Source organism: Cucumibacter marinus DSM 18995 (genome assembly GCF_000429865.1).
Lineage (GTDB): Bacteria > Pseudomonadota > Alphaproteobacteria > Rhizobiales > Devosiaceae > Cucumibacter > Cucumibacter marinus.
In genome coordinates, this window is record NZ_AUCR01000009.1 from 36,116 (window position 1) to 59,251 (window position 23,136).

26 protein-coding genes and 1 tRNA gene are annotated in these 23,136 nt (G+C 61.3%); 11 read left to right on the plus strand and 16 right to left on the minus strand.

The features are described 5' to 3' along the window. Positions 1-65: 65 nt before the first annotated feature. Entirely contained in the window at positions 66-932 is an 867-nt protein-coding gene (locus tag G489_RS19350; RefSeq protein WP_051332373.1) for a transglycosylase SLT domain-containing protein, read from the minus strand. 68 nt (positions 933-1,000) lie between these two features. After that, a complete protein-coding gene (locus G489_RS0106185) occupies positions 1,001-1,579 on the minus strand; it encodes a nitroreductase family protein (protein ID WP_029040802.1) in 579 nt (192 codons plus the stop codon). 126 nt (positions 1,580-1,705) lie between these two features. On the opposite strand from G489_RS0106185, the gene G489_RS19355 reads away from it, so the two are divergent. Further along, positions 1,706-2,737 (plus strand): hypothetical protein, encoded by a 1,032-nt coding sequence (locus tag G489_RS19355; protein WP_051332374.1) that lies wholly within the window; start codon positions 1,706-1,708, stop codon positions 2,735-2,737. A gap of 61 nt (positions 2,738-2,798) precedes the next feature. On the opposite strand, the gene thrS is transcribed toward G489_RS19355, so the two are convergent. The 3 genes from thrS to G489_RS0106205 form a co-directional block, all read right to left on the minus strand. Beyond that, on the minus strand, positions 2,799-4,757 hold the full coding sequence (gene thrS, locus G489_RS0106195) for a threonine--tRNA ligase (RefSeq protein WP_029040803.1): 1,959 nt from the start codon (positions 4,755-4,757) through the stop codon (positions 2,799-2,801). Positions 4,758-4,945: 188 nt separating this feature from the next. Continuing rightward, entirely contained in the window at positions 4,946-5,257 is a 312-nt protein-coding gene (yidD, locus tag G489_RS0106200; RefSeq protein WP_051332375.1) for a membrane protein insertion efficiency factor YidD, read from the minus strand. Then, positions 5,257-5,712 (minus strand): iron-sulfur cluster assembly scaffold protein, encoded by a 456-nt coding sequence (locus tag G489_RS0106205; protein ID WP_245578830.1) that lies wholly within the window; start codon positions 5,710-5,712, stop codon positions 5,257-5,259. The genes yidD and G489_RS0106205 overlap by 1 nt, the downstream gene beginning before the upstream one ends. A 164-nt stretch (positions 5,713-5,876) precedes the next feature. Here G489_RS0106205 and folE point away from each other — a divergent pair, with 164 nt between their 5' ends. Continuing rightward, positions 5,877-6,515, plus strand: a complete 639-nt coding sequence (gene folE, locus G489_RS0106210) for a GTP cyclohydrolase I FolE (RefSeq protein ID WP_029040806.1) — start codon at positions 5,877-5,879, stop codon at positions 6,513-6,515. Between the two features lie 73 nt (positions 6,516-6,588). Next, on the plus strand, positions 6,589-7,035 hold the full coding sequence (hisI, locus tag G489_RS0106215) for a phosphoribosyl-AMP cyclohydrolase (RefSeq protein WP_029040807.1): 447 nt from the start codon (positions 6,589-6,591) through the stop codon (positions 7,033-7,035). Between the two features lie 12 nt (positions 7,036-7,047). Here the strand turns inward: hisI and G489_RS19360 are convergent, their stop codons facing one another. Continuing rightward, positions 7,048-7,806 carry a rhomboid family intramembrane serine protease gene (locus G489_RS19360; RefSeq protein ID WP_051332376.1) on the minus strand — a complete coding sequence of 253 codons (759 nt, stop codon included), beginning with the start codon at positions 7,804-7,806 and terminating at the stop codon, positions 7,048-7,050. A 204-nt stretch (positions 7,807-8,010) separates the two neighbouring features. On the opposite strand from G489_RS19360, the gene G489_RS0106225 reads away from it, so the two are divergent. From G489_RS0106225 to G489_RS0106235, 3 genes are all read left to right on the plus strand, one after another. Next, a complete protein-coding gene (locus G489_RS0106225) occupies positions 8,011-8,658 on the plus strand; it encodes a PAS domain-containing protein (protein WP_029040808.1) in 648 nt (215 codons plus the stop codon). A gap of 88 nt (positions 8,659-8,746) precedes the next feature. Continuing rightward, the gene (locus G489_RS19365) at positions 8,747-9,373 is read left to right on the plus strand and encodes a PilZ domain-containing protein (RefSeq protein WP_051332394.1); all 627 of its coding nucleotides are present in this window, start codon (positions 8,747-8,749) and stop codon (positions 9,371-9,373) included. Between the two features lie 130 nt (positions 9,374-9,503). Then, positions 9,504-10,148 carry a transglutaminase-like cysteine peptidase gene (locus G489_RS0106235; RefSeq protein ID WP_081691433.1) on the plus strand — a complete coding sequence of 215 codons (645 nt, stop codon included), beginning with the start codon at positions 9,504-9,506 and terminating at the stop codon, positions 10,146-10,148. Positions 10,149-10,274: 126 nt separating this feature from the next. Here G489_RS0106235 and G489_RS0106240 read toward each other — a convergent pair whose 3' ends face one another. Next, positions 10,275-10,598, minus strand: coding sequence for a DUF6949 family protein (locus tag G489_RS0106240; RefSeq protein WP_029040810.1), 324 nt, complete (start codon positions 10,596-10,598; stop codon positions 10,275-10,277). Between the two features lie 116 nt (positions 10,599-10,714). Here G489_RS0106240 and G489_RS0106245 point away from each other — a divergent pair, with 116 nt between their 5' ends. Next, entirely contained in the window at positions 10,715-11,389 is a 675-nt protein-coding gene (locus G489_RS0106245; RefSeq protein ID WP_029040811.1) for a hypothetical protein, read from the plus strand. A 23-nt stretch (positions 11,390-11,412) separates the two neighbouring features. On the opposite strand, the gene G489_RS0106250 is transcribed toward G489_RS0106245, so the two are convergent. The 3 genes from G489_RS0106250 to G489_RS0106260 all read right to left on the minus strand — a co-directional run bounded on the left by G489_RS0106250 (position 11,413) and on the right by G489_RS0106260 (position 13,464). Continuing rightward, positions 11,413-11,631 carry a DUF3126 family protein gene (locus G489_RS0106250; protein ID WP_029040812.1) on the minus strand — a complete coding sequence of 73 codons (219 nt, stop codon included), beginning with the start codon at positions 11,629-11,631 and terminating at the stop codon, positions 11,413-11,415. Between the two features lie 162 nt (positions 11,632-11,793). Beyond that, positions 11,794-12,636, minus strand: a complete 843-nt coding sequence (gene cysE, locus G489_RS0106255; RefSeq protein WP_051332377.1) for a serine O-acetyltransferase — start codon at positions 12,634-12,636, stop codon at positions 11,794-11,796. A 57-nt stretch (positions 12,637-12,693) separates the two neighbouring features. Next, complete coding sequence (locus tag G489_RS0106260; protein WP_029040814.1) at positions 12,694-13,464, minus strand: alpha/beta fold hydrolase; 771 nt, start codon at positions 13,462-13,464, stop codon at positions 12,694-12,696. Positions 13,465-13,622: 158 nt separating this feature from the next. Here G489_RS0106260 and G489_RS0106265 point away from each other — a divergent pair, with 158 nt between their 5' ends. From G489_RS0106265 to G489_RS19370, 3 genes are all read left to right on the plus strand, one after another. Next, entirely contained in the window at positions 13,623-13,868 is a 246-nt protein-coding gene (locus tag G489_RS0106265; RefSeq protein ID WP_029040815.1) for a zinc-finger domain-containing protein, read from the plus strand. Between the two features lie 24 nt (positions 13,869-13,892). Continuing rightward, complete coding sequence (locus G489_RS0106270) at positions 13,893-15,113, plus strand: FAD-dependent monooxygenase (protein ID WP_029040816.1); 1,221 nt, start codon at positions 13,893-13,895, stop codon at positions 15,111-15,113. A gap of 116 nt (positions 15,114-15,229) precedes the next feature. Next, positions 15,230-16,519, plus strand: a complete 1,290-nt coding sequence (locus tag G489_RS19370) for a TCR/Tet family MFS transporter (protein WP_210162585.1) — start codon at positions 15,230-15,232, stop codon at positions 16,517-16,519. Between the two features lie 37 nt (positions 16,520-16,556). On the opposite strand, the gene G489_RS0106280 is transcribed toward G489_RS19370, so the two are convergent. The 3 genes from G489_RS0106280 to G489_RS0106290 all read right to left on the minus strand — a co-directional run bounded on the left by G489_RS0106280 (position 16,557) and on the right by G489_RS0106290 (position 18,451). Beyond that, complete coding sequence (locus G489_RS0106280; RefSeq protein WP_029040817.1) at positions 16,557-17,132, minus strand: ASCH domain-containing protein; 576 nt, start codon at positions 17,130-17,132, stop codon at positions 16,557-16,559. Positions 17,133-17,391: 259 nt separating this feature from the next. Continuing rightward, entirely contained in the window at positions 17,392-17,616 is a 225-nt protein-coding gene (locus G489_RS19375) for a YdcH family protein (protein ID WP_035871802.1), read from the minus strand. A 109-nt stretch (positions 17,617-17,725) separates the two neighbouring features. Further along, the gene (locus tag G489_RS0106290) at positions 17,726-18,451 is read right to left on the minus strand and encodes a tellurite resistance TerB family protein (RefSeq protein WP_029040818.1); all 726 of its coding nucleotides are present in this window, start codon (positions 18,449-18,451) and stop codon (positions 17,726-17,728) included. 176 nt (positions 18,452-18,627) lie between these two features. Between G489_RS0106290 and G489_RS19380 the strand changes: the two genes are divergently transcribed. Continuing rightward, entirely contained in the window at positions 18,628-19,548 is a 921-nt protein-coding gene (locus G489_RS19380; RefSeq protein WP_035871803.1) for a hydrogen peroxide-inducible genes activator, read from the plus strand. A 258-nt stretch (positions 19,549-19,806) separates the two neighbouring features. Here G489_RS19380 and G489_RS0106300 read toward each other — a convergent pair whose 3' ends face one another. The 3 genes from G489_RS0106300 to G489_RS0106310 all read right to left on the minus strand — a co-directional run bounded on the left by G489_RS0106300 (position 19,807) and on the right by G489_RS0106310 (position 23,112). Next, positions 19,807-21,456, minus strand: coding sequence for a hypothetical protein (locus G489_RS0106300; protein WP_162142411.1), 1,650 nt, complete (start codon positions 21,454-21,456; stop codon positions 19,807-19,809). A 600-nt stretch (positions 21,457-22,056) separates the two neighbouring features. Beyond that, positions 22,057-22,143, minus strand: a tRNA-Leu gene (locus G489_RS0106305). Between the two features lie 126 nt (positions 22,144-22,269). Beyond that, positions 22,270-23,112, minus strand: a complete 843-nt coding sequence (locus G489_RS0106310; protein WP_155889330.1) for a c-type cytochrome — start codon at positions 23,110-23,112, stop codon at positions 22,270-22,272. Between the last annotated feature and the right edge of the window lie 24 nt (positions 23,113-23,136).

Consider the following 23,136-nt stretch of genomic DNA (forward strand, 5'->3'; position numbering starts at 1 on the left):
CACAGGCTAACGGTGAACACTTAAGGAAGCGTTCACCATAATTTCCCGGACTGATTTCCGGCAGGCTAGTTGGTGAAAAGACGCGAGAAGAATTGCTCGAAAACCGCCTGGTCGGGTGGCTGATCCGGTTGCTGAATCTCGGTGCGCTGGGCCGGTTGAGCCGCCGCTTGCTGCCTTGGGGTCGCCTGGTACATATCGACAAAGGACATGCGCACATTGGGCAGCATGACTTCGACCGGGCTGCCTTGCGGGCGTGTCTGGGCGGGGTTGGCACTCGCCATCTGCTGCACGGCGAGTGCAGCCTCTGCCGTTGACGCCTGACCGGTGTTCTCGTGTTTGCGCACCAGCACCTGATAGACTTCCCGCACGGTGCGGGGCCGGCCATTCTCGTAAAAGATCGGCCGGTTTGCCGCCGCCTGCCGCGGAAAATGCTCCGCGGCGACGGCATCTGCGTTCTTCAGCCCGAGCGCAAAGAATTGCTCAGCGCCCCGCGCACCCATGAAATGTGCGATGTAGAGTTCACCGGGGCTCGGATTGCGCCCGAATTTCTCGGCCAGATAGGTGCCATTCCGACGCGTGAACGCGGCCGCCATATCCGCGGCCATGCCCGGATCTTCACGCAGAGCCAGGATCTTGGCCCGCTGCGCCGGATCAGGAACCGAATAGCCGCCATCCGAATCGTGCCGGATCTGGCGCGCCAGCTCGCCATAGCCAAGCGCGGGCCCCTCCTCCTTGATGACCTCGAGCCACGTTCCTTCCAGAAACTGAAACAGCCCGACCGCAGAAGAGGTTGCCGCCTTTGCTTGTGGATCCAGTGAGCTTTCCCGCATAGCCGTCTGCAACAAATACGAAAAATCCACGCCATTGCGCTGGCTGGCGCGGGTCAGCGCCTGCTCCAGTCGGGGCGGCAATGTTGCGGCAGTCACCGGCATGCTTCGGGTCCGTGCTTCGGTATGGTTAATAAAACCCAAATGCCGTTAAGCTCGGGTTAACTTCCCGATCACCCCTGCCAGCGATGGACCACACTCCCCAGATCCGGGCGATCCCTGTCCCCCGGCACGATCTCAGGCGTGCCGATATGCACGAACCCGGCGAAGATCTGCCCTTCATCCGCGCCCAGCAGCTGCGCAGCTTCGGAATCGAAGGCGAACCAGCGCGTCACCCAATGCCCTGCGAACCCAAGCCCATGGGCACCATGCAGTAAATTGAAACACACATTTGCCGCGGACAGGGTCTGCTCGATTTCGGGGATTTTGGGGTGTATCGCCGCTGTTGAAACAACCCCGATGGTCAGGGGCGCTGGCAGAAACCGGTTCCGTTCCTCTGCCAGCCGTTCTTCGGTGGCATCCGGTTCGCGTCTTTTCACGATCTCGGCCAGCTTTTGACCGGCCATTGCACGGTTCTCGCCTTCGAAGATGATCAGCTTCCACGCCGCCAGCTTGCCGTGATCGGGCACACGCGTGGCGATCTTCAACAGCGTTTCAAGCTGCGCCGGATCGGGCCCGGGATCCTTGAGGAAGGGCAAGGTCACCGACCTGCGGGTCAAAAGGTGGTTCACAAGCTCAGGATTGCTCGGCATAAAAGCCCCCTTTCCACGTTTTGGCCGGTTATGACACAGCTTCTCCCCATTCGCAGCGCAAACCGGTCCTTGCGCAAATCCGTCGGGGATTGTTTGGGCGGAACGCGAAACGGCACAGGCGGGCACATGCGGCTGATCAGTATTGCGTTGTTGGTTTTCGGTTTGATCCTGGGCGGTGCATCGCCGCTCATGGCGCAGGATGGCACCGCCGCTGCTGCCGGAGACGACGAAGAACTGGTTGCCCCGATTCCCCGCCCTCGGCCACCGGAACTGGGCGGCGATCCGCTTCCGGAAGGCGCGGAATCACAGGGCACAGGCGACGATGTCACCGCCGAACCGGCCGAGCCCGAAGAAATGAGCATGGACGAGGCTTTCGCAGCGGTCGCCTCGGTCACCCCGCAGCCGGTGGCCCTCACCGCCCGGGTTTCCGAAGGTGGCCCACAGATCACCGAGGGGCTGACCTGGCGTGTCTTCGACACCAAGCCCGACGCCAATGGCAACCTCTCGATTCTCAAGCGCTCAGATCAGGCCAATGCCGATTTCGCGCTGCCGCCGGGCGAGTATGTCGTGCATGTCGCCTATGGCCGGGCCCAGATCACCGACTCGCTCACAGTCGAGCCCGGCCCCAACCAGAAATCGCTGATTCTCGAAGCCGGCGCTCTCACGCTGAACGCCTCGATTGTCGGCGATGTTCCGATTCCCGCCGAGACCCTGCGCTTCACGGTCTATTCCAACAATGATCTGTCCGGCGAACAAACCCTGGTGGCCGAGAACGTCCAGCCCGGCGAGATGATGTATCTCAATGCCGGTGTCTACAAAGTCGAATCGCAATATGGCCGTGTGAACGCAACGGTTCGGGCCGATATCCGCGTCGAACCCGCGCAATTGACCGAAGCAACGCTTTATCATCGCGCAGCCGAAATCACCCTCAAGCTCGTCTCCGAGCCCGGCGGCGAGGCGATCGCCGACACCGAATGGAAAGTCACCGATCTCGACGGCACGGAGATCTACACCGCCATCGGCGCTTTCGGCTCCATGGTGCTGGCCGAGGGTGAATACACCGCCATCGCCCAGCATGGCGGCCGGGCATACAATCTCGATTTCGAGGTCAAGGCCGGGCTGCCGCGCGAGGTCGAGGTCGTCACCAGCTTCAACTGACCCCCAAAACAAAACGGCCCCCGCCGGAGCAGAGGCCGTTCTCGATCGGAGTTGCGCCTGATCAGATCAGATCGGGCGGGGTCGCTTCGGCCTTGAGCATGGCGATCGCTTCATCCGCGCTCATGACCTTCTGGCCCTGCTCGCCGAGCCGGCGCACCGACACGGTGCCCTCCTCGGCCTCACGCTTGCCCAGCACCAGGATCACCGGAACCTTCTGCAAGGAATGCTCGCGCACCTTGTAGTTGATCTTCTCGTTCCGATAATCGGTCTCGACCCGGATACCAGCGGCGCGCAGCTTCTCAACGATCTTCTCGGCTGCCTCGTCGGCATCCGACACGATGGTCGCGACAACCGCCTGGGTCGGCGCCAGCCAGGTCGGGAACCGGCCGGCATAGTGCTCTATGGCCAGGCCAATGAACCGCTCGAAGGTGCCGAACACCGCGCGGTGCAGCATCACGGGCCGCTGCTTGGAGCCATCCGCATCGATATAGGTCGCATCCAGCCGCTCGGGCAGCACATAGTCGAGCTGGAACGTACCGCACTGCCAGCTCCGCCCGATCGCATCGGTCAGGTGAAACTCGAGCTTCGGACCATAGAACGCCCCTTCGCCTTCGGCATATTCGAAGTCGATGCCGGAAGCGGTCAAGGCATCTGCCAGCGCCTTCTCGGCGCGGTCCCAGGTGGCGTCTTCCCCGGCCCGCACTTCTGGGCGGGTCGCCAGCTTGTAGGAAATGCTGGTCATGCCCATGTCGCCATAGACCTTGGCGAACAGCTTGAGGAACCGCTCGGTCTCCGCCGTGATCTGGTCTTCCCGGCAGAAGATATGGGCATCGTCCTGGGTCATCTGCCTGACGCGCATCAGCCCGTGCAGGGCCCCATGTGCCTCGTTGCGATGGCAGCATCCGAACTCGGCCATACGGATCGGCAGATCGCGATAGGACTTGATCCCCTGCTTGAAGATCTGCACGTGGGCCGGGCAGTTCATCGGCTTGAGCGCCAGCAGATTGGCGTCGCCGGTGATGACCGGTGCATCGTCTTCAGTCGAGGGGATTTCGTCCGGCACCACGAACATGTTCTCGCGGAACTTGCCCCAGTGGCCGGACTGCTCCCAGAGCTTGTTGTCGAGCAGCTGCGGGGTCTTCACCTCGTCATAGCCATCCGCATCGAGCTGCCGTCGGATATAGGCTTCGAGCGCACGCCAGATGCGGAAACCCTTGGGATGCCAGAACACCGAGCCCTGGGCCTCGTCCTGCAGGTGGAACAGGTCCATCTCGCGGCCCAGCTTGCGGTGATCGCGCTTCTCGGCCTCTTCCAGCATGGTGAGGTAGTCATCGAGCTGCTGCTTGGTCGCCCACGCGGTTCCATAAATACGGCTGAGCATCGCGTTGTCGCTGTCGCCACGCCAATAGGCGCCGGCCACCTTGGTCAGCTTGAACGCCCCGCCCACATCCTTGGTCGAGCGCATATGGGGGCCGCGGCAGAGATCGAACCACTGCCCCTGCTTGTAGATCTTCACGTCCTGGTCGGCAGGAATCGCGTCGATCAGTTCGACCTTGTATTCCTCGCCCTTGGACTTGAAGACGCGCTTGGCCTCGTCGCGGTCCCAGACTTCCTTGGTGAAGGGCGCATCGCTCGAAATGATCTCGGCCATCTTCTTCTCGATGGCGCGCAGATCGTCCTCGGAGAAAGGCTCTTCCCGGGCGAAGTCGTAATAAAAGCCATTGTCGATGACCGGGCCGATGGTGACTTGGGTCGAGGGCCACAGCTCCTGCACCGCTTCGGCAAGAACATGCGCGGCATCATGCCGGATCAGCTCTAGCGCTGCCGGGTCATCCCGCTTGATGAATTCGAGGGTAACCCCGTCATGCACCAGGTCGGAGAGATCGCTCAGCACGCCGTCGGCCCGCATCGCCACGGTCGCCTTGGCCAGCGACTTGGAGATCGATTCGACGACGGTGGTGCCGGTGGTGCCCTCAGCGTATTCACGCGTGGCGCCATCGGGGAATTTCACCGTAATCATCGTTCCGTCTCCAGAAATTGCATTGAAAAAGCCGGGACCATTCCCGGCAGCGAGCCCGTTTACCACCGCAAATCCCAAAGGGGAAGGCTTGGCAGGCCCTTCGCTAAGGTTTGAGGGCGTCCCGGGTCTGCAGGAACCCCATTCTCTCGATTCGCCACGAAGTTTTTCCTCCGTGCGGCGGCTGGCCGTCAGCGCCAGCGCCCGTAACGCCAGGGTAGGTACCAGCGGCCGGTCAGGGGAAGCTCCTCGGGCACCGGGTCATAGCCGTCGGTCCCGCCCGGCCGGCAGCGGAACAGACGCGCGGCGCCCATCCAGCCTCCCGGCCAGAAACCGAAACGCCAGATTGCATCGCGGGTAAATTCCGAACAGGTGGGCAAATGCCGGCATGTGCGGCCCGTAAAGGCCGACAGCGTGTAGCGGTAGATGGTGATCAGAATGTAAGAAACGACCTTGAACGGCCAATCGATCACCGTCCAGAACGTCAGCCAGAAGCCGCGCATCACCCCGCCTTCTGCATCTCGATCTGGTCGAGACAGTCGACAACGGCCTCGAACACCAGGAGTGTTGAGGTGTGCCGCGGTTTGAAGGCCTTCACCGGCTCGAGATATTTGAGATCCGACCATTTGTCGCCCGGCGGCGGCCCGTCCGCTTTCAGCATTGCCACCATCTGCGTTCGCAGCGTGCGCAATTCGTCTGGCGTTGAACCGACAATATGCTGCGCCATGATCGAGGCAGAGGTCTGCCCCAGGGCACAGGCCTTCACCTCATGGGCATAATCACTGACGATGCCGTCATCGAGCGATAGATCGACCTCGACCGAAGACCCGCAGACTCGGGACACCCGGCGCGCGCTGGCGTCCGGCGCTTCGAGCCGCTCGGTCACCGGCAGATTGCCCGCGATTTCGATGATCTTGTCCGAGTAGAGATCAGTCAGTTCCATGTCGGTACCCGCCATGTCAGCAAGCCGATCCGCTCGCGCGATCGTTGCTTGTTTTGCCTTCTAGCTCACTTATATAGTGGCCGCGCGCGGTCCTGTCAGCGGAACCGCAGAATTTTGACCGCCGCAATGGTCCGGCCCGGTAGTTCGCACGTATCGAACTTGCCGTACGGAGAACGCTCATGGATGCCCCCGTTAACAAGTCAATCGCCGCAGCCGCAAAGCCCGTGAAGCCCAAGGCAACACGCCCCAGCCGTGCTGAGGCCGAAGAGGCAGTGCGCACCCTTCTTGCTTGGGCGGGCGACGATCCCGACCGTGAAGGTCTGATCGACACGCCGCGCCGCGTCGCCGCAGCCTATGAAGAGCTATTCGCGGGCTATTCGCTTTCACCCGCAGAAGTTCTCGACAGGCGATTCGAGGAGGTCGGCGGTTATGACGATGTGGTCCTCGTCCGTGACATCCCGTTCTTTTCGCATTGCGAACACCATGTGGTGCCCTTCTTCGGCAAGGTCCATATCGCCTATCTGCCGACCGACGGGGTTGTGGGCCTTTCCAAGCTGGCGCGCTTGACCGACATTTTCGCCAAGCGCCTGCAAACCCAGGAAAACCTGACCGCCCAGATCCTCGATGCTGTCAATGAGCACATCAATCCGCGCGGTGCAGCCGTGATGATCGAGGCCGAGCACATGTGCATGTCGATGCGCGGGGTGCAGAAATCCGGCGTCTCGACGGTAACCCACCGGTTTACCGGCATCTTCGCCGAGGAAATCGAGCAGCAGCAGCGCTTCTTCTCGCTGGTTCGCCAGGGGCAGCCCCGCTAACTGTGGCCTGCCAAACCGCGAGCCCATTGCAGCCGGGGCTTCTCCCCGGCCGAACCCGGCTCTATAAGCGGGCATGACCCAAAGCTTCATCGACCCTGCGACCCTCGACAAGACCGCCCTCGAACACGGCGCAGATTTCGCGCCGCGATTCGATGGCAATGGCCTGATCATGGCCGTCACCACGGATGCAGCGTCCGGCACGGTGCTCATGGTTGCCTATATGAACGCCGAGGCTCTGGAACTCACCCTGTCGACTGGTCTGGTCCATTACTATTCGCGGTCGCGGCAATCGCTCTGGAAGAAGGGCGAGAGCTCGGGCGAAATGCAGCAACTCGTCGAAATCCGTACCGATTGCGACCAGGACGTCCTGTTGGTGCGGGTCAACCAGACCGGCCGCGGCGCGGCCTGCCACACCGGCAAGCGGTCATGCTTTTATCGCTCTGTCGAAATCCGGGACGGTTCGCCGGTCCTCGTCACCAATGACGAGCCTCAGATTTTCGATCCCGAAGAAGTTTACTGAGCAAGAAGCGGTCTACTGGGCCGAAGGCCGAGGCCGGCGCTCAAGCAGCGGTACCAGTACGAAGCCCGCCGCAAATCCCGCCAGATGCGCCTGCCAGGCGATATAGCCACCTCCCTCGCTGAACAGGCTCGCCAGCCCGACTGCAAGGTTGATCGCAATCCAGATCCCTGAAAAAGCAAGGGCCCGCCGGTTCTGGATCACTTCGCGAAGGCTCGCCAGCTTGCGGCCCAGAACGATTCGTTCCCCGGTTTCGGGGTGAACCGCCACCTGCACCGGCTGGAACACGAACCGCATCGCGGCCCCCATATAGCCGGAGATGGCACCTGAGGCGCCGATGAGAATCGCACCGAATACGGTGTTGAACACGGCGAATCCCGCCGCCCCCGCGATCGCGCCCGCCAGCCCCAGAATGGCAAACCCGCCAATACCGTAGCGCCGCGTCACCGGCGTACCGAAGACCGCGAGCCAGGCCACGTTGAAAAACAGATGCATCCAGTCCCCGTGCAACAGGGCGTGAGTGACGACCGTCCAGACCAGGGGCAAGGCCCCACCCGGCACCAGATCCGGGTTTGTCAGCCGGTCGGGAATGAAACCGAACCAGGTATAGAGAAAAGTTGAAGCATTCGAATCGAGCACCAGGGTCTTGGCAATATGAATCGCAACAAGCAACCCGCCCAGAGCCAGGACCGCCGGCGGCAGATTGGTCATCGGCACAGGCGCGGATCCCCCGCCCTGTGGCGCACCGCGGTCGCCCTGGTCCTGTTCACTCATGCCGATTCTGGCCTCCGGTTAAGAAGGCTTTATGCCCGCTAAACGTTTCCTTTTCCACATCACCCCCGAAACATTAACCTTAATGATTGATTAAACGGGATTTTGCCCTGTCCCTGTTCCATGGTCGGTCCGGCTCACCCGAGAGCTTGTCACCCACTCACGACTAGGCAGCCGCGGCGATACGCGCTGAGGGACAAACCGACAATGCAAAGACGATCCACGCTCGACCTGTTCAGCTATTGGAACGACCTCCGCGGCACGCGGAGTGCGCCCGAGCGTCGCGATATCGATCCGACTCGCATTCGCAATGCCCTCGCCTACACCTTCATCCTGCAGGCCCAGGACGAAGATTTCGAGTTTCGCCTCGCCGGATCGCATATCTGCGCCGCCTATTGCCGCGAACTCAAGCAGCGCTCCTTCACCGGTCTGTGGCAGCAAAAGGACCGTGACGCGGTCGATACGCTGATCAAGGCGGTCACCGACGATCACGCTGTCGCCCTGCTCAAATTCAACGCAACGGCGGAATACGGCAATTCGGTCGACTTCGAGACGATGCTTTTGCCGCTGCGTCACAACGGCGCCACCAACACCCGCATGATCGGGTCGATGACGGCGCTGGAAGATCCCTACTGGCTCGGCCACCGTCCGATTCTGGAGCAGCGCATCACCGGGCTTCGCCTGATCTGGCCCGACGATCATCTTTCAGATCTCGCCGGCCGTGACCTAGAAACCGGTGTCGAGACCGGAATCGGCATCCGGCCAGAGGTCGTTGGCGAAGGATTTGAAGGTGGCATGCCCGACGGACACCGCCGCTATGCGCACCTTGCGGTGATCGACGGCGGAAAACGTTAAGAAAAATGCCGGGGCTTACCTTGAGTTAACCAACCCGGCTTAGGCTGGGACCCAACCAAAATATTTTGTGCTTGGGCTCCCCGCGCTGATGCTTACCGAAAGTCTTGCAGAAGAACTCGAACAGACCGAGAAGCGCGCCGAGCACCGCCGCTTCCAAAGGGTCAAGGTTTCCGTTCTCGGACGCTATATGCTGGCCGACCGGCGCGAGTTCCCGTGCCAGGTGATCGAGATGTCCCCGGGGGACGCAAAGATCATCGCGCCGGTTTCCGGCGAAGTCGGTGAGCGCGTCATCGCCTATCTCGATCACATCGGGCGTGTCGAAGGCGTGATTTCCCGCGTGATCGACGGCGGTTTCGCCATCGAGATCAACGCTTCCATGCGCAAGCGCGACAAGATGGCGGCCCAGCTCACCTGGCTCGCCAACAAGGATGTGCTGAGTTTGCCAGAGGATCGCCGCCACGAACGTGTGGTCCCCGACATACGGCATTCGAACATCATTCTCGAGGATGGCCGCCGCTATAACTGCAAGATCATCGACATCTCGCTGTCCGGTGCCGCTGTCGAAATCGATGTCCGCCCTGCCATGGGCACGCCGATCACCCTCGGGCGTATGCGCGCTCGAGTGGTCCGCCATTTCGATGACGGCATTGCGGTCGAATTCGCCTCGGTCCAGGAGATGCTGACAGTGGTGCAGCAGAACCTCAGGATCAACTGAGGACGCTCGCCTGCCGGGGTGGTTAATCACCCCTCAATCGACACCTCTTCATTTGAATAAAAACTAGTCGGCATTCTTCGCGGGCCGGAAAACTGCGTTGCCTATCGTGTTCTCGTCAGGGAGAACACGAATGAACATCATCGCGATCAAAAAAACTGTTGCCGGCATCACAGCCGGGATCATGATGACCGCCACCGCGGGCGCCATGCTGGCGACCATCGGCCTCGCCGACGCACGCGCCGCCTCGGTCATCGACGCTTTTGCTGTTGAAAGCGGCATCACCAGCATTCCCGTCGGCCACGCGCAGTTCTGCGCCCAGAACCCCGAGGAATGCCAGCCCAATGCGCATGTGGTCGAAAAGACCACGCTGACCGAACAGAACTGGCAGCAGCTTCTCGAGGTCAATTCCCGGTTCAATACCGAAGTGCAGCCGGTCACCGACATGGCGCTCTACAAGACTGAGGAATACTGGACCTATCCGCGCGGCTATGGCGATTGCGAGGATTACGTCCTGGCCAAGCGCCGCGCCCTGATCCAGCTCGGCTGGGCGCCCTCTACCCTTCTGGTCACCGTTGTTCGCGAAGCCGATGGCGGCGGGCATGCCGTGCTGACCGCCCGCACCGACCGCGGCGACCTGGTGCTCGATAATCAGGAAGCACTGATCAAGCTGTGGAGCGAGACCCCCTATCGCTTCGTCAAGCGCCAGTCCCAGCGTCATGCCGGGGTTTGGGTGAACCTTGTCGACGCCCGCCCGATCACGGTCGCACACCGCTAGAAGTCACAGGAACATTTTGACCGGCGCTTTCGCATCCCCCTGATGCCGGTCAAAAAGCGAGGGCCAGCCGTGAGGCTGGCCCTTTTGCGTCGCTGACGTGGATACGGCCCGTGACGGCCGGGACTCCTAGTGACCGAGGGCGGCCATATAGGAGCCAAGAAGCAGGAGCCCAACGATAAAGCTCCAGCCAAAAGCGATAAAAGACGACAAGAGTGCCGACCCGATCGAAATCGTGTCGTCAGGCTCCTGCTGCCAACCCAATTGCAGCATGATGTACGGTCCACACAGGAAACTCATCATCAGGTGCCCCAGCGTTGCCAGGTAGTTGCGGCCATCGAAGCGCAACGCCGCGCGCTCACGCCACACAGCCTGATAGAGATGTGTTCCCGCCGCGGCGAAGCTCAGTCCAACCGCGATAATAAATAAGGTCAGTACAATGTCGTTCGACATGCTCCGCCCTCTGTTCGACGTTCCCCTGAGGGCCGGATTGCCTCCGGCTCCTTTACTGTTTGTTAAACATAAGGGCCCACCAATCGTTTGTCATTCGAACGCGAGCAAACTGGTTAATGGCCATGGCTTCCGCCGCCGGCGCCACCAAATCCCTGCCCCGGAACTTCGGCTACAATGTCGGACTGATCCTGATTGTGGTCGCCCTGGCCGGTCTGGGCGCTGCCTATTTGCTCGTGGATTTCACCCGCACCATTGGTGATGGCATGCCCGAGCAGCCCGGTGATATCCGTTCGCTGACGGTGGGCGGCACCGCGGTCAACGTTCCGACAAACTGGATGCTCGATGATCTGTCGGATTCTGGCTTCAGGGATTCCCTCGACCTTGTCATTCCTGTTGCGATCGAAGGCCTCGATCGCCGGGTGCGGGCTGCGGTCACGCTGGTCCCGCGCAGCCGTGCTCCCTTGAGTGCCACACTGCTCGACACGCTCTACATCCACCGCTTCGCCTCCGGTCAGGCCCAGGGGCCGCGCGGGCTTGTCGGAAAGCCCCTGCGCGCCGAATCCGGATATCAGGATGAAACGGTCTGGTACGACCCGCTCTCGCCCCGCCCCTATGTCGCCAAATGCCTTGAGATCGACACGGTGGACGGCAAGGCGCTCGAATGCCTGCGCACGATAGCTGTCGGCGACCGCCTGTCTGCGATCATCCGTTACGGCGAGGAAGGGCACGCCAACTGGCGCGCCTTCGACACCCGATTGCGCGCTGCTCTGGAAGCGATGGTGAAGGTCTAGTCCGGGCCTGCGGCCCGAAAAGCCTAGCTGACCTCGTCGAGGTCGATATCGAGAATTGCCATCTGGAAATTGTAGCTACGGTCTTCATCTTCATCATCGAGGAAGATGACGCCGATGAATTCCTCGCCCAGGTAGACCTCGGCCGAATCGGATTTCTGCGGCCGCGCCCGTACTTCGAAGGCCGGGTTGGCGAATTTCATGCGCAGGTAGGCCTGCAGCTTGCCGAGTTCCTCTTTATCCAAGGTTTCTCGCTCCGTCTTGAATGGTGTTGCGGGCCGGTCGGATCGGCGGCGCCTTTGGCGGGCACCATATAGCGCCCGGCCACAGGCTCAATCCCCGAAGCGGCATTTTTGTTTGAGGCTGTGGAACGGGGTGGCCGGATCGATTCCGCCGCCACCTGCCGGTCAGTCCTGGCTATCGCCCAGCAGCATCTGATCCATCTGCGCGGCGGGCTGATCGCAGCCTGCCTCTCCGACGATCTTTGCCGGCACACCAGCGACTGTCTTGCAGTCGGGCACTTCCTTGAGCACCACCGAACCGGCGGCCACGCGCGAGCAGTTTCCGATGCGGATATTGCCGAGGATCTTCGCCCCCGCACCGATCAGCACGCCGGACCCGATTTTCGGGTGCCGGTCGCCATCGACTTTGCCGGTGCCGCCAAGGGTCACGCCCTGAAGGATCGAAACGTGATCACCAATCTCGGCTGTCTCACCAACAACGACACCGGTACCGTGGTCGATCATGATGCCGCGGCCGACCTTGACCGCCGGATTGATATCGACCTGGAAGACCTGGCTCGAGCGGCTTTGCAGATAAAGCGCCATATCGTGCCGTCCGGCGTTGTTGAGCGAATGCGCGAAGCGGTGCGTCTGGATCGCCTGGAAACCTTTAAAATAAAGCAGCGGCTCGATCGCCCGCCTGCAGGCCGGATCGCGTTCCAGCGTCGCGGCCAGATCGGCCCGCGCCGCTTCCCCGATAGCGGGAACCTCCTCGATCACGTCTTCGAACGCCTGCCGGATCAGATCGGCGGAAACGTCTGCATGGTCCAGCCTTTCGGCCAGCCGGTGGATCAGCGAATCCTCGAACCGGTCATGGTTGAGGACCGTCGCCACCACGAAGCTCGAGAGCGAAGGCTCCTCGGCAAGAATGACCTCGGCCTCCCCGCGGATACGCTCCCAGATGGGGTCAACGGCCCGCAGATGGCCTTTGCTGCCGGCCTGCGCCGTACGTTCGCTCTGGTCAGTCATCGGACTGTCTCCTTGAGTGAGACGGGGAATGTAGACCCCGCCAATGGCGCTTTCAACTCACGCACGGTTTTGTGCGGGGTAATGGTTTCCCAAAAATTCATGCACCGCTTCCTTGAACCGCTTGTCCCCGGTTGCGCGCATGTGGTCGCGTTTCGGGATCACAAATCCATGCCCCTGCGGGATATGGCGGGCCAGCACCATCGGATCGCCGCCCTCTTCATCGAGTTCGCCAACGGCTACCAACACCGGCACGTCGATCTTCGCCACATCCTCTTCGGTGATGCGCTGCCGTGAGGATTCCATGCAATTGGCCAGCGCCTCGAGGTCGGACCCGGTATGCTCTGCAAACAGCCTGAACTGTCGCCCGCGCGGATGCTTGACATCATCAAGCGTGGCCGCCCGCATCGCCTCGGCGATTTCAGTGGACCCTGGCAAGCCGGTGATCATGGTGCTCCCGAGCCCCCCGAAGATCGCACAGGCCACCTGCCCTTCGGATCGCAAACAGGCAAAGGCGGATATCCGCGCACCCATCGAGTAACCCAAAAGCGCTGCTGGCCCTGCATCGAGGTGATCGATCAGGTTGATCGCATCCTTGGCCATTTCGTCCGACGGGTAGGCCGCCGTGTCATAGATTTTTTCCGAAGCGCCATGACCGCGATTGTCGATGGTGACCACCCGGTATCCGGCATCCGTCAGCGTTTCGACCCAGCCGGTATTGAGCCAGTTGACCTGGCCGTTCGAAGCGAAGCCGTGAATGGCAAGAATAAGCGGACCTTCGCCGTAGGATTCATAGGCGATGTCGTACCCTTCGGAGGTGAAATGCGGCATGGTCTCTTCCTGCGTGTGGAGCCGCTGCATAACAGCCCGTTCCGCCGCGGCAAAGGGCTGGTCATCGCCAAAACCTCGATATATGGTCCGCCCGCCGCACATCTGGGCTGCCGCCGCGCCGGCTGCCCGAAGCGTCAATCAGACAGGAAGTCCGCAACATGGCTCACAACTCCACTCCGCATTTCCACAATACCGGCGGCGTCGCGCGCATCGAGATCGGCGCCAGGGAGTTCAAATGCGTGGGCGCGCTGCCGCCTTACGACCATCCCCACGTCTTCCTCGACATGGGCGACGAAAACGAGATCGTCTGCCCCTATTGCTCGACCCATTATGTCTATAATGCCGAACTCGACAGCCATGCGGCCAAGCCCGCTGAAGCTGTGTTCGAGCCCGAGCGCGCCTGACCCCTTGAGACGGAGCACAGCGCGGTGACCGAGAACGGCAGCCGCATTGTTTATGTCGTCGGCGCAGGGATCGCCGGGCTGTCGCTCGCGCTGTTTCTCGAGCGCGCAGGCTTCACGGTGCTTGTGTTGGAGCGTGCCCGCTCGATCGATCCCATAGGCACCGGCATCCAGCTCAGCCCCAATGCCAGCCGGCTGCTTGAACGTCTGGGGCTTGAGCCCGCGCTTGCCCGCGCCGGCTTCGAGCCAGAGGCCATCGACGTCTATGGCTTTGGCCACAAGAAGCCCCTTGCCGAAGTCACCCTGGGCCAGACCGCCCGCCAGCGTTTCGGCGCCGCCTACCGGGTCATCCATCGCGGGGACCTCGCACAGATCCTCTATGAGGCAGCGCGCAAACGCTCCCGCATCGAAATTGCCCTGGGCGCCCGCAACATCGACATGGTGCGCCACAGCCGCGGGCTGACCGTCAGCGCCGAACTCGGCGATGGTTCAATTCACACCGGCCGCCCCTATGCCCTGATCGGCGCCGATGGCGTTCATTCCGAGATCCGCCGCAAATTCATGGATGGACCGGAAGCGCGTTATTCGGGCTATGTGGCCTGGCGGGCAACCCTTGGGGAAGCGCAGCTCGCCGCCCATCTTTCGCTCGATCACACCAGCCTTTGCTTCGGACCTGGCTTTCACGGAGTGTTCTATCCCCTCGCCGCGCGCCAGCTCCTCAATGTCGTGCTATCGACCAAGATGCCGGCCAAGCGCGCCTTCGCGGATACCCCGCCGACCCGGCCGAAGATCGACCCCTATTACCTCAAGCGCAGCGCGCTGTTCGGTGCCCTGATGAAGCTGATGGGCGACAAATGGACCTTCTGGCCCCTCAATGCTGTCGAGACGCAGCGCTGGCATGACGGCCAGTTCCTTGCCCTGGTCGGTGACGCGGCACACGCCATGCTGCCCTTTCAGGCCCAGGGCGCGGCCATGGGCATCGAGGACGCTGCCGTCATGGCGCGCCAGCTCGCCGGCGCCGATTCGCCCGGCATGGCCTTTGAAGGCTATGAAAGCGAGCGCCGGCGGCGGGTTTCGGAGGTTCAGGCCCTGTCGCGGCGCAATGGCATGATCTTTCACATGCCCTTCCCCTTCTCCATCGCCCGAAACGCAGGCGCAGCAAGGCGCGGCGGCACCGCCCAGCTCGACGATCTCGCCTGGATCTACGGCTTCGACGCCGATCAGCCACCGCGCCGCATACCCGGATAGCGCCGCAGAGGTTTCTCGGCAAAATCCTCGACCTTGCCTTTTCACCTTCCTATATGGCATTGGCAAAGCCCCACCCCGTCCGAGGACAGTTCATGCCGGCAGCCAAGAGTACGCGCTTGTCGTTGATCTTTATTCTGATCACGGTACTGATCGACGTCATCGGCGTAGGCATCATCATCCCGGTTCTGCCGCACCTCATCGAAGAGTTGATTGCGCTGCGCCCGAATACCGAGGGCACGCTGGCGCAGGCCGCCAACTGGGGCGGCTGGATTCTTTTCGTCTATGCCTTGATGCAGTTCCTGTTCTCGCCGGTGCTGGGCAATCTGTCCGACCGCTTCGGGCGCCGGCCCGTGCTCCTGCTCTCACTGCTCGGTCTGACCGTCGATTACCTCTTGATGGGCTTCGCCTGGTCGATCTGGGTACTCTTTGTCGGCCGCATCCTGTCGGGGATCATGGGCGCGGCGATCTCCACGGCCACTGCCTACATCGCCGACATTTCACCCAAGGAAGACCGGGCCCGAAATTTCGGTCTGATCGGCGCCGCCTTCGGGCTGGGGCTGATCCTGGGGCCGGTTGTCGGTGGGCAACTGGGTGAGTTTGGCTCCCGTGTCCCGTTCTTTGCCGCCGCCGTCCTCGCCTTCGGCAACTTCATTTTCGGCATGTTCGTCCTGCCTGAGAGCCTGCCCAAGCGCCACCGCCGCCGCTTCGAGCTCAAGCGCGCCAATCCCCTCGGCGCCTTGCAGTCGGTCCGCAAGGTTCCCTTCGTTCTGCTGTTCCTGGTCTCGCTCGGGCTCTTCACCCTCGCCAATCACGTCTACCCCTCGATCTGGACCTTCTTCACCATCGAGCAATTCGACTGGACACCCGGACAGATCGGCATATCGCTCGGTGTGTTCGGAGCCATGTTCGCGCTTGTACAGGCTGTGCTCATCGGGCCGGCCATGCGGATACTGGGCGAACTCTGGGCGGGCATCGTCGGTCTCAGTTTCGCCGCTATCGGCTTTTTCGGCCTCGCCTTTATCGGCACGCCGGTCGGGCTCTATTTCTTTCTTGTGCCCGGCGCGCTGGGCGGTCTGTTCGTCCCAGCCATCAATGGCATGATGGCCAACCGCATTTCGGATCGCTCACAAGGTGAGCTGCAAGGCGCGGTCAACGCGGTCAATTCGATCGCCTCGATCCTCGGCCCGCTTGCCGCCACCCAGCTGTTTTCTTTCTTCACCGCCTCCCCGCGTGCGCCAACCTATTTCCCGGGGGTGCCGTTTTTCGGGGCGGGAATTCTCATTCTGGCGTCGATCGGCATTCTCACCTACGCCTCGATCCGCCTCCGTCAGCGCGGCGAGCACGTCAATCCGCCTCATGAAGAGGTGGAGGCCGCCGAACAGGCAAAGCCACCTCCACAAGCCTAAGGGTCAGGCAAGACTGGGGATCAGGCAAGACTGGGGATCAGGTCCCGCGAAGGTGGCTCAGAACGGCCTCACCCCGCGGTGAGAGCCGGTAGCCTGTCTCAAGGCTCTCGGTGAGCCCAAGCGCCTTCAGCCTGGTGACCTTGGCTTTGAACTTCGTCTTTTCGAGCCCGATCTCGCGGCCTAGCTCTTCGGCCAGCCGTCCCGGATGGGCCTCGATCAGTTCGAGCGTTTGCCGCGTCCATGGCGCCTTGCCATCGAGCTTGATGAGCGCCTTCTCCGCCTCCCGAAGCGCGTCAGCGCCCGGATTGCCGTCATTCGCCAGCGCGATGAGCGGGTCCTCGCCCACGTAACAGACCTCGATCCGATCGAGTTCGCCCGGTTTCATCGTCTTGAGCCAGGCAAAGAAATCCTCAAGATCGCTGAACCCCGCGCGCTTCGCATCGGCCAGGGTGACGTCTTCCGGTTCGAGCCGGGTAATCTCGCCAATACCGAGAATGCCGACCCGGGTCTTGAGCGTGCCGCCCGGCTTCACCGTGCGCCGCATCCAGCGCCGGAATTGCAGATCGATCTCACCCGCCTTGATGGCGTCGAGCACCTCTTTCTTGATCAGCATCTTGCCCCTCCGGTCTGCACGGAACGGACGTTACGGCGATTCTTGGAACTGGCAAGGATCGCCCTGCCCTGAGCCGATCCTTCCCCCGATTTCCGTCACCCCAGATTCCGTCACCGCAATTTTTGTCGAAAGGCCATTTCATCCCCGCCACCACCACCATATGCAAGGCGGGCCTCTGCTGGCGCCAGACCTTTGTGAGTGCTTCACCCACGCGGGTAAACCTGCCCGAGGAGGCCGGCCTTGCAGCGGCGATACGCGATCAGCTCGGCAGCCCCCGGCGGGACAGTGTGACCAGCAGACCCTCGTACCGTCTGATCTCGTCCTTGAGATAGAGCCGGCGGCGTTTGAGCTTCTTGAGGATTGAGCTGTCGCGCCAAGTCCGTTTCTGTTCCGTCGAAACCTGTTCGTCGATTTGCCGGTGGCGCGTACGCAGAGAGGCAATGCGTGCCGCGATTGTCGAACGGCTGAACCGTGTGTTGGTCATGATCGCAAATCCTTACGGTGTTCTTGCTTGATGTCGGTAGTGAGCGTCCGGGATTGGAAACCATTCCGTCCCCGAACCTGCCAGCTGCCGCAGGCTGGTCGAACAGCGTCTACGCGGCCACCACGCCGGCATCGGCCATCTCGAGCTCGATCTCCGCGACAAGCTGATTTGGCAGGGCGAGCGCCCTCGACAGCTTGTCCAGATGCGCCTTTTCGAGCGGATGGTTGGGATCGATTGCTGTGCGGGACACGATGTAAAGCTCGCTCGCCTGTTCGATACCGTTCGCATAGCTGGCAATGGTCAGTGCGTCCGGCGGATTCTGGAGCGCCTCGAAGATCGCAGCCTTGTCGGCAGCGTCCAACGGCAATTCTCCGACCGCACCGAAGATCTTCGCCTGTTCGTTCTGGTCAACGTGCCCGTCAGCATGGGCCGCCGAGATCATGGCTTCGATCAAGGCGATCTGAAACGGTTTCCCGTTGCGGGCCTGCTTGCTGGATGGATCGAAGCTCTCGGGCGGTATAAGGCCTGCATGACCGCTTCCGCTGCCCTGAGGGTCCAACGTCGTACCCTTCTGCCCTTGCCATCGGCGGTAGGCACCATAGGCGATCGCGCCGAGCGCAGCGGCCCCACCGACCGCGACAGCGCCGGTTGCAACTTTCCCGGCGCTCTTTCGCAGCTTCTTGTTGCCGGCGATCAAGCCGACAAGCCCGCCAGCAGCGAGCCCACCGATCAGACCGCCGGGAATACCGCCGACCGTACCGGCGGGACGATCCGGCGCACCGTTCCCGGCGGATTGGCCGCCCAGGAACTGGTCGAGGACTTGGTTGAGATTCATGGCGAAACTCTCCTTCACGTTCGCGCTGTCTGCGAGAAATGATGTGGGATCTGGCGCATGAATGGTCGAATAGATGATCAGCGTATTTCTGATAGAAATTATCTATCGAAAACGCTGGAAACATCCCCATATGGACAATCGCAAATGTTTGAGGTCCACACGGAGGAAAAAGAGCTGTGACAACGTTAAGGCAATTAAACTATCTCGTTGCCCTGTCGCAGGAATTGCACTTTCGCCGTGCCGCTGAACGCATGCGCGTCACCCAGCCAACCCTGAGCGCGCAAATCCAGCAGCTCGAGCGCCATTTGGATGCCCGCCTGGTCGAAAGGGGCACGTCCCGGGTCACGCTGACGCCACTTGGCCGCGAGATAGCGGATCGCGCGCGCCGGATTGTCGCTGACGTTCAGGACATCGTCGATCTCGCAGCATCCTCGCAGCATGGTTTCGATGGCACCATCAGACTTGGCGTGCCGCCGACGCTAGGCCCCTATCTCCTGCCCCATATCGTGTCGGACCTTCACACGAAATATCCGCGCTTGAAACTCTATGTCCGCGAAGGAAAGCCTGCCGAACTCCAGGAAGAGCTTCACACGGGCGCGTTTGACCTCGTCATTTCGCCATTGCCGATCCATCATTCCGAGTTCGAGGTCGAGCGGCTTTTCCGCGAACCGCTACAATTGGCGGTCGCAGACGATCATCCGCTTGCAAAAAAGGCAAAGATCGAGCGCTCCGACCTCCTCGGCCAGCATGTTCTGGCGATCGAAAAGGGCCATCAACTCCATGAACAAGTCAGCCAGCTCTGCGATGACCTCAATGCCGTCCTGTTGCGGGACTATGAAGGGACCAGTCTCGATACAATCAGACTAATGGCCGGGATGGGTGTCGGTGTCACATTCTTGCCGGCACTCTACGTCCGATCAGAAATCGCGAGCCGGCGCGGCCTCACGGTCCTGGAAATCGGCGTTCCCAACCTCTACCGTCAGATCGGATTGGCCTGGCGAAAGCGGTCGGTCCACGCGACCATGTTCAAGGAAGTTGCCGAACTGATCCGCACCACGGCCGAGGATCGCCTGCCTGAAATCACCGTTATTCGGTAGCCTCGTCGCAAGGAAACGTGGAATGGCCCTGGATTAAACGGCCACCGCCGCGATCTGGCTCCGGCTCAAGCGTGACTCTCATCACTTCCCTGCCGACATGGGAATCAATGAACCTCTGAAGAGATCGGCAGCCTCTGTCCGATCTGATCAATCTCGTCTTCGAGCTCTGCAAGTCACTGTCTGATCCGGTTGATGTAACATCGACCGCGCGCCTACCAGGCGCGAAAGCATCAGCCGTTTGATGTCATAACGGTCCACCTACCCGTTTTCGAGCGCAGCCTTGCAAGCGTCCTGCTCCCAGGGTTCGAAATCGTCGTTGGCGCCGCAAGCCTTCGATAGGTGGACCTGTTTCGCTGCCCCACAGGTCAGTGCGTCCGGATTCTGAAACCGGATATCCGAGATACGCAGCGCCGTCCCTTCCCCGACACTTGCCCTGTTGAAACGGAAGATAACGGCATGCAGCTGGGACCGGTCAGCCTGAGCCTCTTCGCCGTCACCGGCATCGTCCGATGCCGCAAAATCCGGCTCCTCTTCAGGCACTGACCGGCCGAGATCGACGAACAGCGTGACACCGCGATATCGGTTGCTGTCGCGATCCTTGTCGGTAAAGACGTAGCAGCCGAAATGATTGACACTTGCCGGTCCGGAGAGCTGATCGAATATCTCTTCGAGCGCTTGCCGCCCTCCGGCGCCCGAACTCGTGGTGAAGGCAGCGCCGCCATCGATGACCGCACCGACATCCAGGTGGCTGTATAGGTCCTGTTCCCTGAACTCCCTATCGGGGTTCTTGGCCTTTAAAAGGGTCCCGATGCGACCCAGGACGGATGATAGCTCGTTAACGCTGAAACCATCGCCCAACGCCTCATCTTGAGCGGCCGCAGCCTCGTCTTCTGCTTGCTGAGCACGTTCCCTTTCCTGGCGCTCCAGGCGGGCCGTCACCTCTTGCTGCGCGACATAGACCGCATTCCAGTCGGTGTTGATCTTACGAAGCTCAGCAAGGCGATCGACCCGGTTCTTTGTCAGACAGGTCCAGAACCAGGCGATCCGGTTGTCTTCATTGATGTCGACAAATCCCTCGAGCGCACCGCGAAACACAAGATAAATCGGCAGGACATCTGAGGAGTCCATATTGATCGTGGTCGCATTGACGACACTCGTCAGATTGCGGCAGAACGCCGATATATCGTCGTCCAGAATGTATTTTTCGTCCTTCCAGAAGAACTTGCCGTCTTCGATTTCCTCAAGCGGCTCTGTGACATCGGCAATCGAGAGCTTTTTGCCGTCGGCGTCAGGCTTGGCAAAGGCATCGAGATACCGCACAGTTGCATCCGCATAGCCGGATATCTTGGCCTGCTCGAGGTAAGGTTCTGCCGGCGAGAGGATCGTTCTTGTCGTCAATCGGTATACTTCCTGTCCCCTGTAGAACAGATGCATGCTGTTGAGGTCCCGGTTCAGCCCCACATTGTCACCGACAAATTCGCTGCCGTTGGAAAGTGCAAGAATCGGCGTGAGGATCGTGCTGTAGTTGGTCTGGGTAGCGTCGGCCAGCGTCTTGATCTTGCTGTCAGAATATTGACTGAACAGGATCGGGAGTAGCAGATTGGCCGCCTTGGCCAGAACCCCCGGAATCGGGCCGGGCGTAACACTGCGTGACGTATCAATACCGAATGCGACACGGTAATCCGACCCATCCGGCTGCTGGTGGGGAAAGGTCACGATCTTGACGGGGTCGCTCGGGCACAGGTTTGTCCGAACAAACTCCTCGATATTGGCGGCCGATGTGGCCAACAGGCTGTATATCTTCTTCGCATTCTCCTGAGACCGGCTGTCATAGGTGAACAGCGATACATCTCTGTTGTTGTCCCGCGAAGTGAACAGCCCCCCACTGCTCCGGAAACTGTCGATCATGGACCGGGCGGCCCGCCCGGACCGGCACTCGATAGCGAGTTCCCCATAAAGCCCGAACCGCTTCGTACCCCCGTTCAGATATTGCGCATTGTCCGTATAGGTGACGAAGGAGAAATCCCGGTTGTGCCGGCTGATGGTCACATTCTGCCGTGGGTGTTCGCAGTCGATGATTGTGCCGGTGGCATCGCGCACCTGCGCGGCGCCGGATTGCAGGCAAGCGCGAATGAGCGGATCACCCAGCGGATTCGCAGCCCACCCGGTCGCCGGCAAGTTGAATGAGATCAAGATGATGAATAAGTAACCCGTCAGATGTCGCATATTGCCCCCCAATTTCAGGGGTAGAATACGCCAGTCACGCAGGAAATAACTCTGTATAAATACTGGTAGGAAAGACGGAGCGCAGCTCTCTTGGCCTCCTCGCGACGTCTATCCGGAGACCTCATCCTGAGCCCTCATGGTGAGCTCGTCGAACCACGAAGGGCGAGGGCGAGCAGCCGGCAGCCGTGCGAGGCGTCGCAGCCATTCGAGCGCAGCTCTCATGGCCTCCTCGCTTCAAATCGATCCACTGGATCGATTTGGCGCTGCACGCACGGCTCGGAGTGGTGCGGGCGGCGGGGCTCGAACCCGCACGGCCATACGGCCTCAGGATTTTAAGTCCTGTGTGTCTACCAGTTCCACCACGCCCGCGGCGGGCATCTGTGTACATTGAGGCCGCGCAAAAGCAAAGCGCCGCCGCCAGCGCATCCCCGGCTCAACAAAAAGGGCCGCACAGCGGCGGCCCCTTCCGAGTTCATCTCACGTCAGCTCCGGCCTTCACCCCTTGTCGGGCAGCGGTTCGAGACTGCGCAGATAAAGGATGATCGCGTCGAGATCGTCCGGCGTCATCCGCGCGAAATAACCATAAGGCATTGGCGGGAACATGGGCCGGCCATCGGGGTGCACACCCTTTGTGATGATGGCCTTGAGTTCGTCATCCGAATAATTGCCGATCCCGTCCTCATGTGGCGTGATATTGGCCGCCACCGAAACACCCCAAGGACCATGGAATTCGAAACCGCCGCGCCCGAGATCTGTCTCGAACATCGGCCCCATCTCGCCCATCGGCGTGTGACATTCCGTGCAGTGGCTGATCGCATTGGCGAGATATTCGCCATATTCCACAGTCACGCCCTGCTCGGGCGCTGTCACGCTTTCGATCGGCGGGCCATAGGCCGGCGGCAGCGGGATGTTGTATTGCGATTCACCCGGGTCGTTCTCGACCGCCGGCACCGTGCGCAGATACATCACGATCGAGGCGAGATCGTCGTCGCCCAACCCGCGATAGAGCCCGATGGGCATGGGTGGGCCGATCACCGAGCCATCCGGCCGGATGCCTTCGCGGATCGCCTTGGCCAGCTCTGCGTCCGACCAAGCGGCAATCGGGCCACCCGGCGTGATATTCGGCGCGATGGCGGTGAACGCCTCGCTTTCCTCGACCACGCGGCCGCCAAGGTCCATGTCGAACATGGGTCCCTCGGGCCCTAAAGGGGTGTGGCAGTTGCCGCAACCGCCAGGACCCTGAACGATATATTTGCCCCGCTCGACAGTTGGTTCCGCCAGCGCAGGCGCCGCTGCCACGGACAAGGCCGCCACAACGCACAAGGCTAGAGTTTTCATGATGAGTGCCTCCCTCGCACACCA

Coding starts and splice junctions, on each gene's coding strand:
- folE (WP_029040806.1), top strand. CDS start 5,877: ATGGATGCCCCCGTTAACAAGTCAATCGCCGCAGCCGCAAAGCCCGTG.
- G489_RS19375 (WP_035871802.1), bottom strand. CDS start 17,616: ATGACCAACACACGGTTCAGCCGTTCGACAATCGCGGCACGCATTGCC.
- thrS (WP_029040803.1), bottom strand. CDS start 4,757: ATGATTACGGTGAAATTCCCCGATGGCGCCACGCGTGAATACGCTGAG.
- G489_RS19365 (WP_051332394.1), top strand. CDS start 8,747: ATGCTTACCGAAAGTCTTGCAGAAGAACTCGAACAGACCGAGAAGCGC.
- G489_RS0106235 (WP_081691433.1), top strand. CDS start 9,504: ATGAACATCATCGCGATCAAAAAAACTGTTGCCGGCATCACAGCCGGG.
- G489_RS19355 (WP_051332374.1), top strand. CDS start 1,706: ATGCGGCTGATCAGTATTGCGTTGTTGGTTTTCGGTTTGATCCTGGGC.
- G489_RS0106310 (WP_155889330.1), bottom strand. CDS start 23,112: ATGAAAACTCTAGCCTTGTGCGTTGTGGCGGCCTTGTCCGTGGCAGCG.
- G489_RS0106245 (WP_029040811.1), top strand. CDS start 10,715: ATGGCCATGGCTTCCGCCGCCGGCGCCACCAAATCCCTGCCCCGGAAC.
- G489_RS0106290 (WP_029040818.1), bottom strand. CDS start 18,451: ATGAATCTCAACCAAGTCCTCGACCAGTTCCTGGGCGGCCAATCCGCC.
- G489_RS19360 (WP_051332376.1), bottom strand. CDS start 7,806: ATGAGTGAACAGGACCAGGGCGACCGCGGTGCGCCACAGGGCGGGGGA.
- G489_RS0106265 (WP_029040815.1), top strand. CDS start 13,623: ATGGCTCACAACTCCACTCCGCATTTCCACAATACCGGCGGCGTCGCG.
- hisI (WP_029040807.1), top strand. CDS start 6,589: ATGACCCAAAGCTTCATCGACCCTGCGACCCTCGACAAGACCGCCCTC.
- G489_RS19350 (WP_051332373.1), bottom strand. CDS start 932: ATGCCGGTGACTGCCGCAACATTGCCGCCCCGACTGGAGCAGGCGCTG.
- G489_RS0106225 (WP_029040808.1), top strand. CDS start 8,011: ATGCAAAGACGATCCACGCTCGACCTGTTCAGCTATTGGAACGACCTC.
- G489_RS0106280 (WP_029040817.1), bottom strand. CDS start 17,132: ATGCTGATCAAGAAAGAGGTGCTCGACGCCATCAAGGCGGGTGAGATC.
- cysE (WP_051332377.1), bottom strand. CDS start 12,636: ATGACTGACCAGAGCGAACGTACGGCGCAGGCCGGCAGCAAAGGCCAT.
- G489_RS0106260 (WP_029040814.1), bottom strand. CDS start 13,464: ATGCCGCATTTCACCTCCGAAGGGTACGACATCGCCTATGAATCCTAC.
- yidD (WP_051332375.1), bottom strand. CDS start 5,257: ATGCGCGGCTTCTGGCTGACGTTCTGGACGGTGATCGATTGGCCGTTC.
- G489_RS0106185 (WP_029040802.1), bottom strand. CDS start 1,579: ATGCCGAGCAATCCTGAGCTTGTGAACCACCTTTTGACCCGCAGGTCG.
- G489_RS0106300 (WP_162142411.1), bottom strand. CDS start 21,456: ATGATCGACAGTTTCCGGAGCAGTGGGGGGCTGTTCACTTCGCGGGAC.
- G489_RS0106205 (WP_245578830.1), bottom strand. CDS start 5,712: ATGGCGGGTACCGACATGGAACTGACTGATCTCTACTCGGACAAGATC.
- G489_RS0106240 (WP_029040810.1), bottom strand. CDS start 10,598: ATGTCGAACGACATTGTACTGACCTTATTTATTATCGCGGTTGGACTG.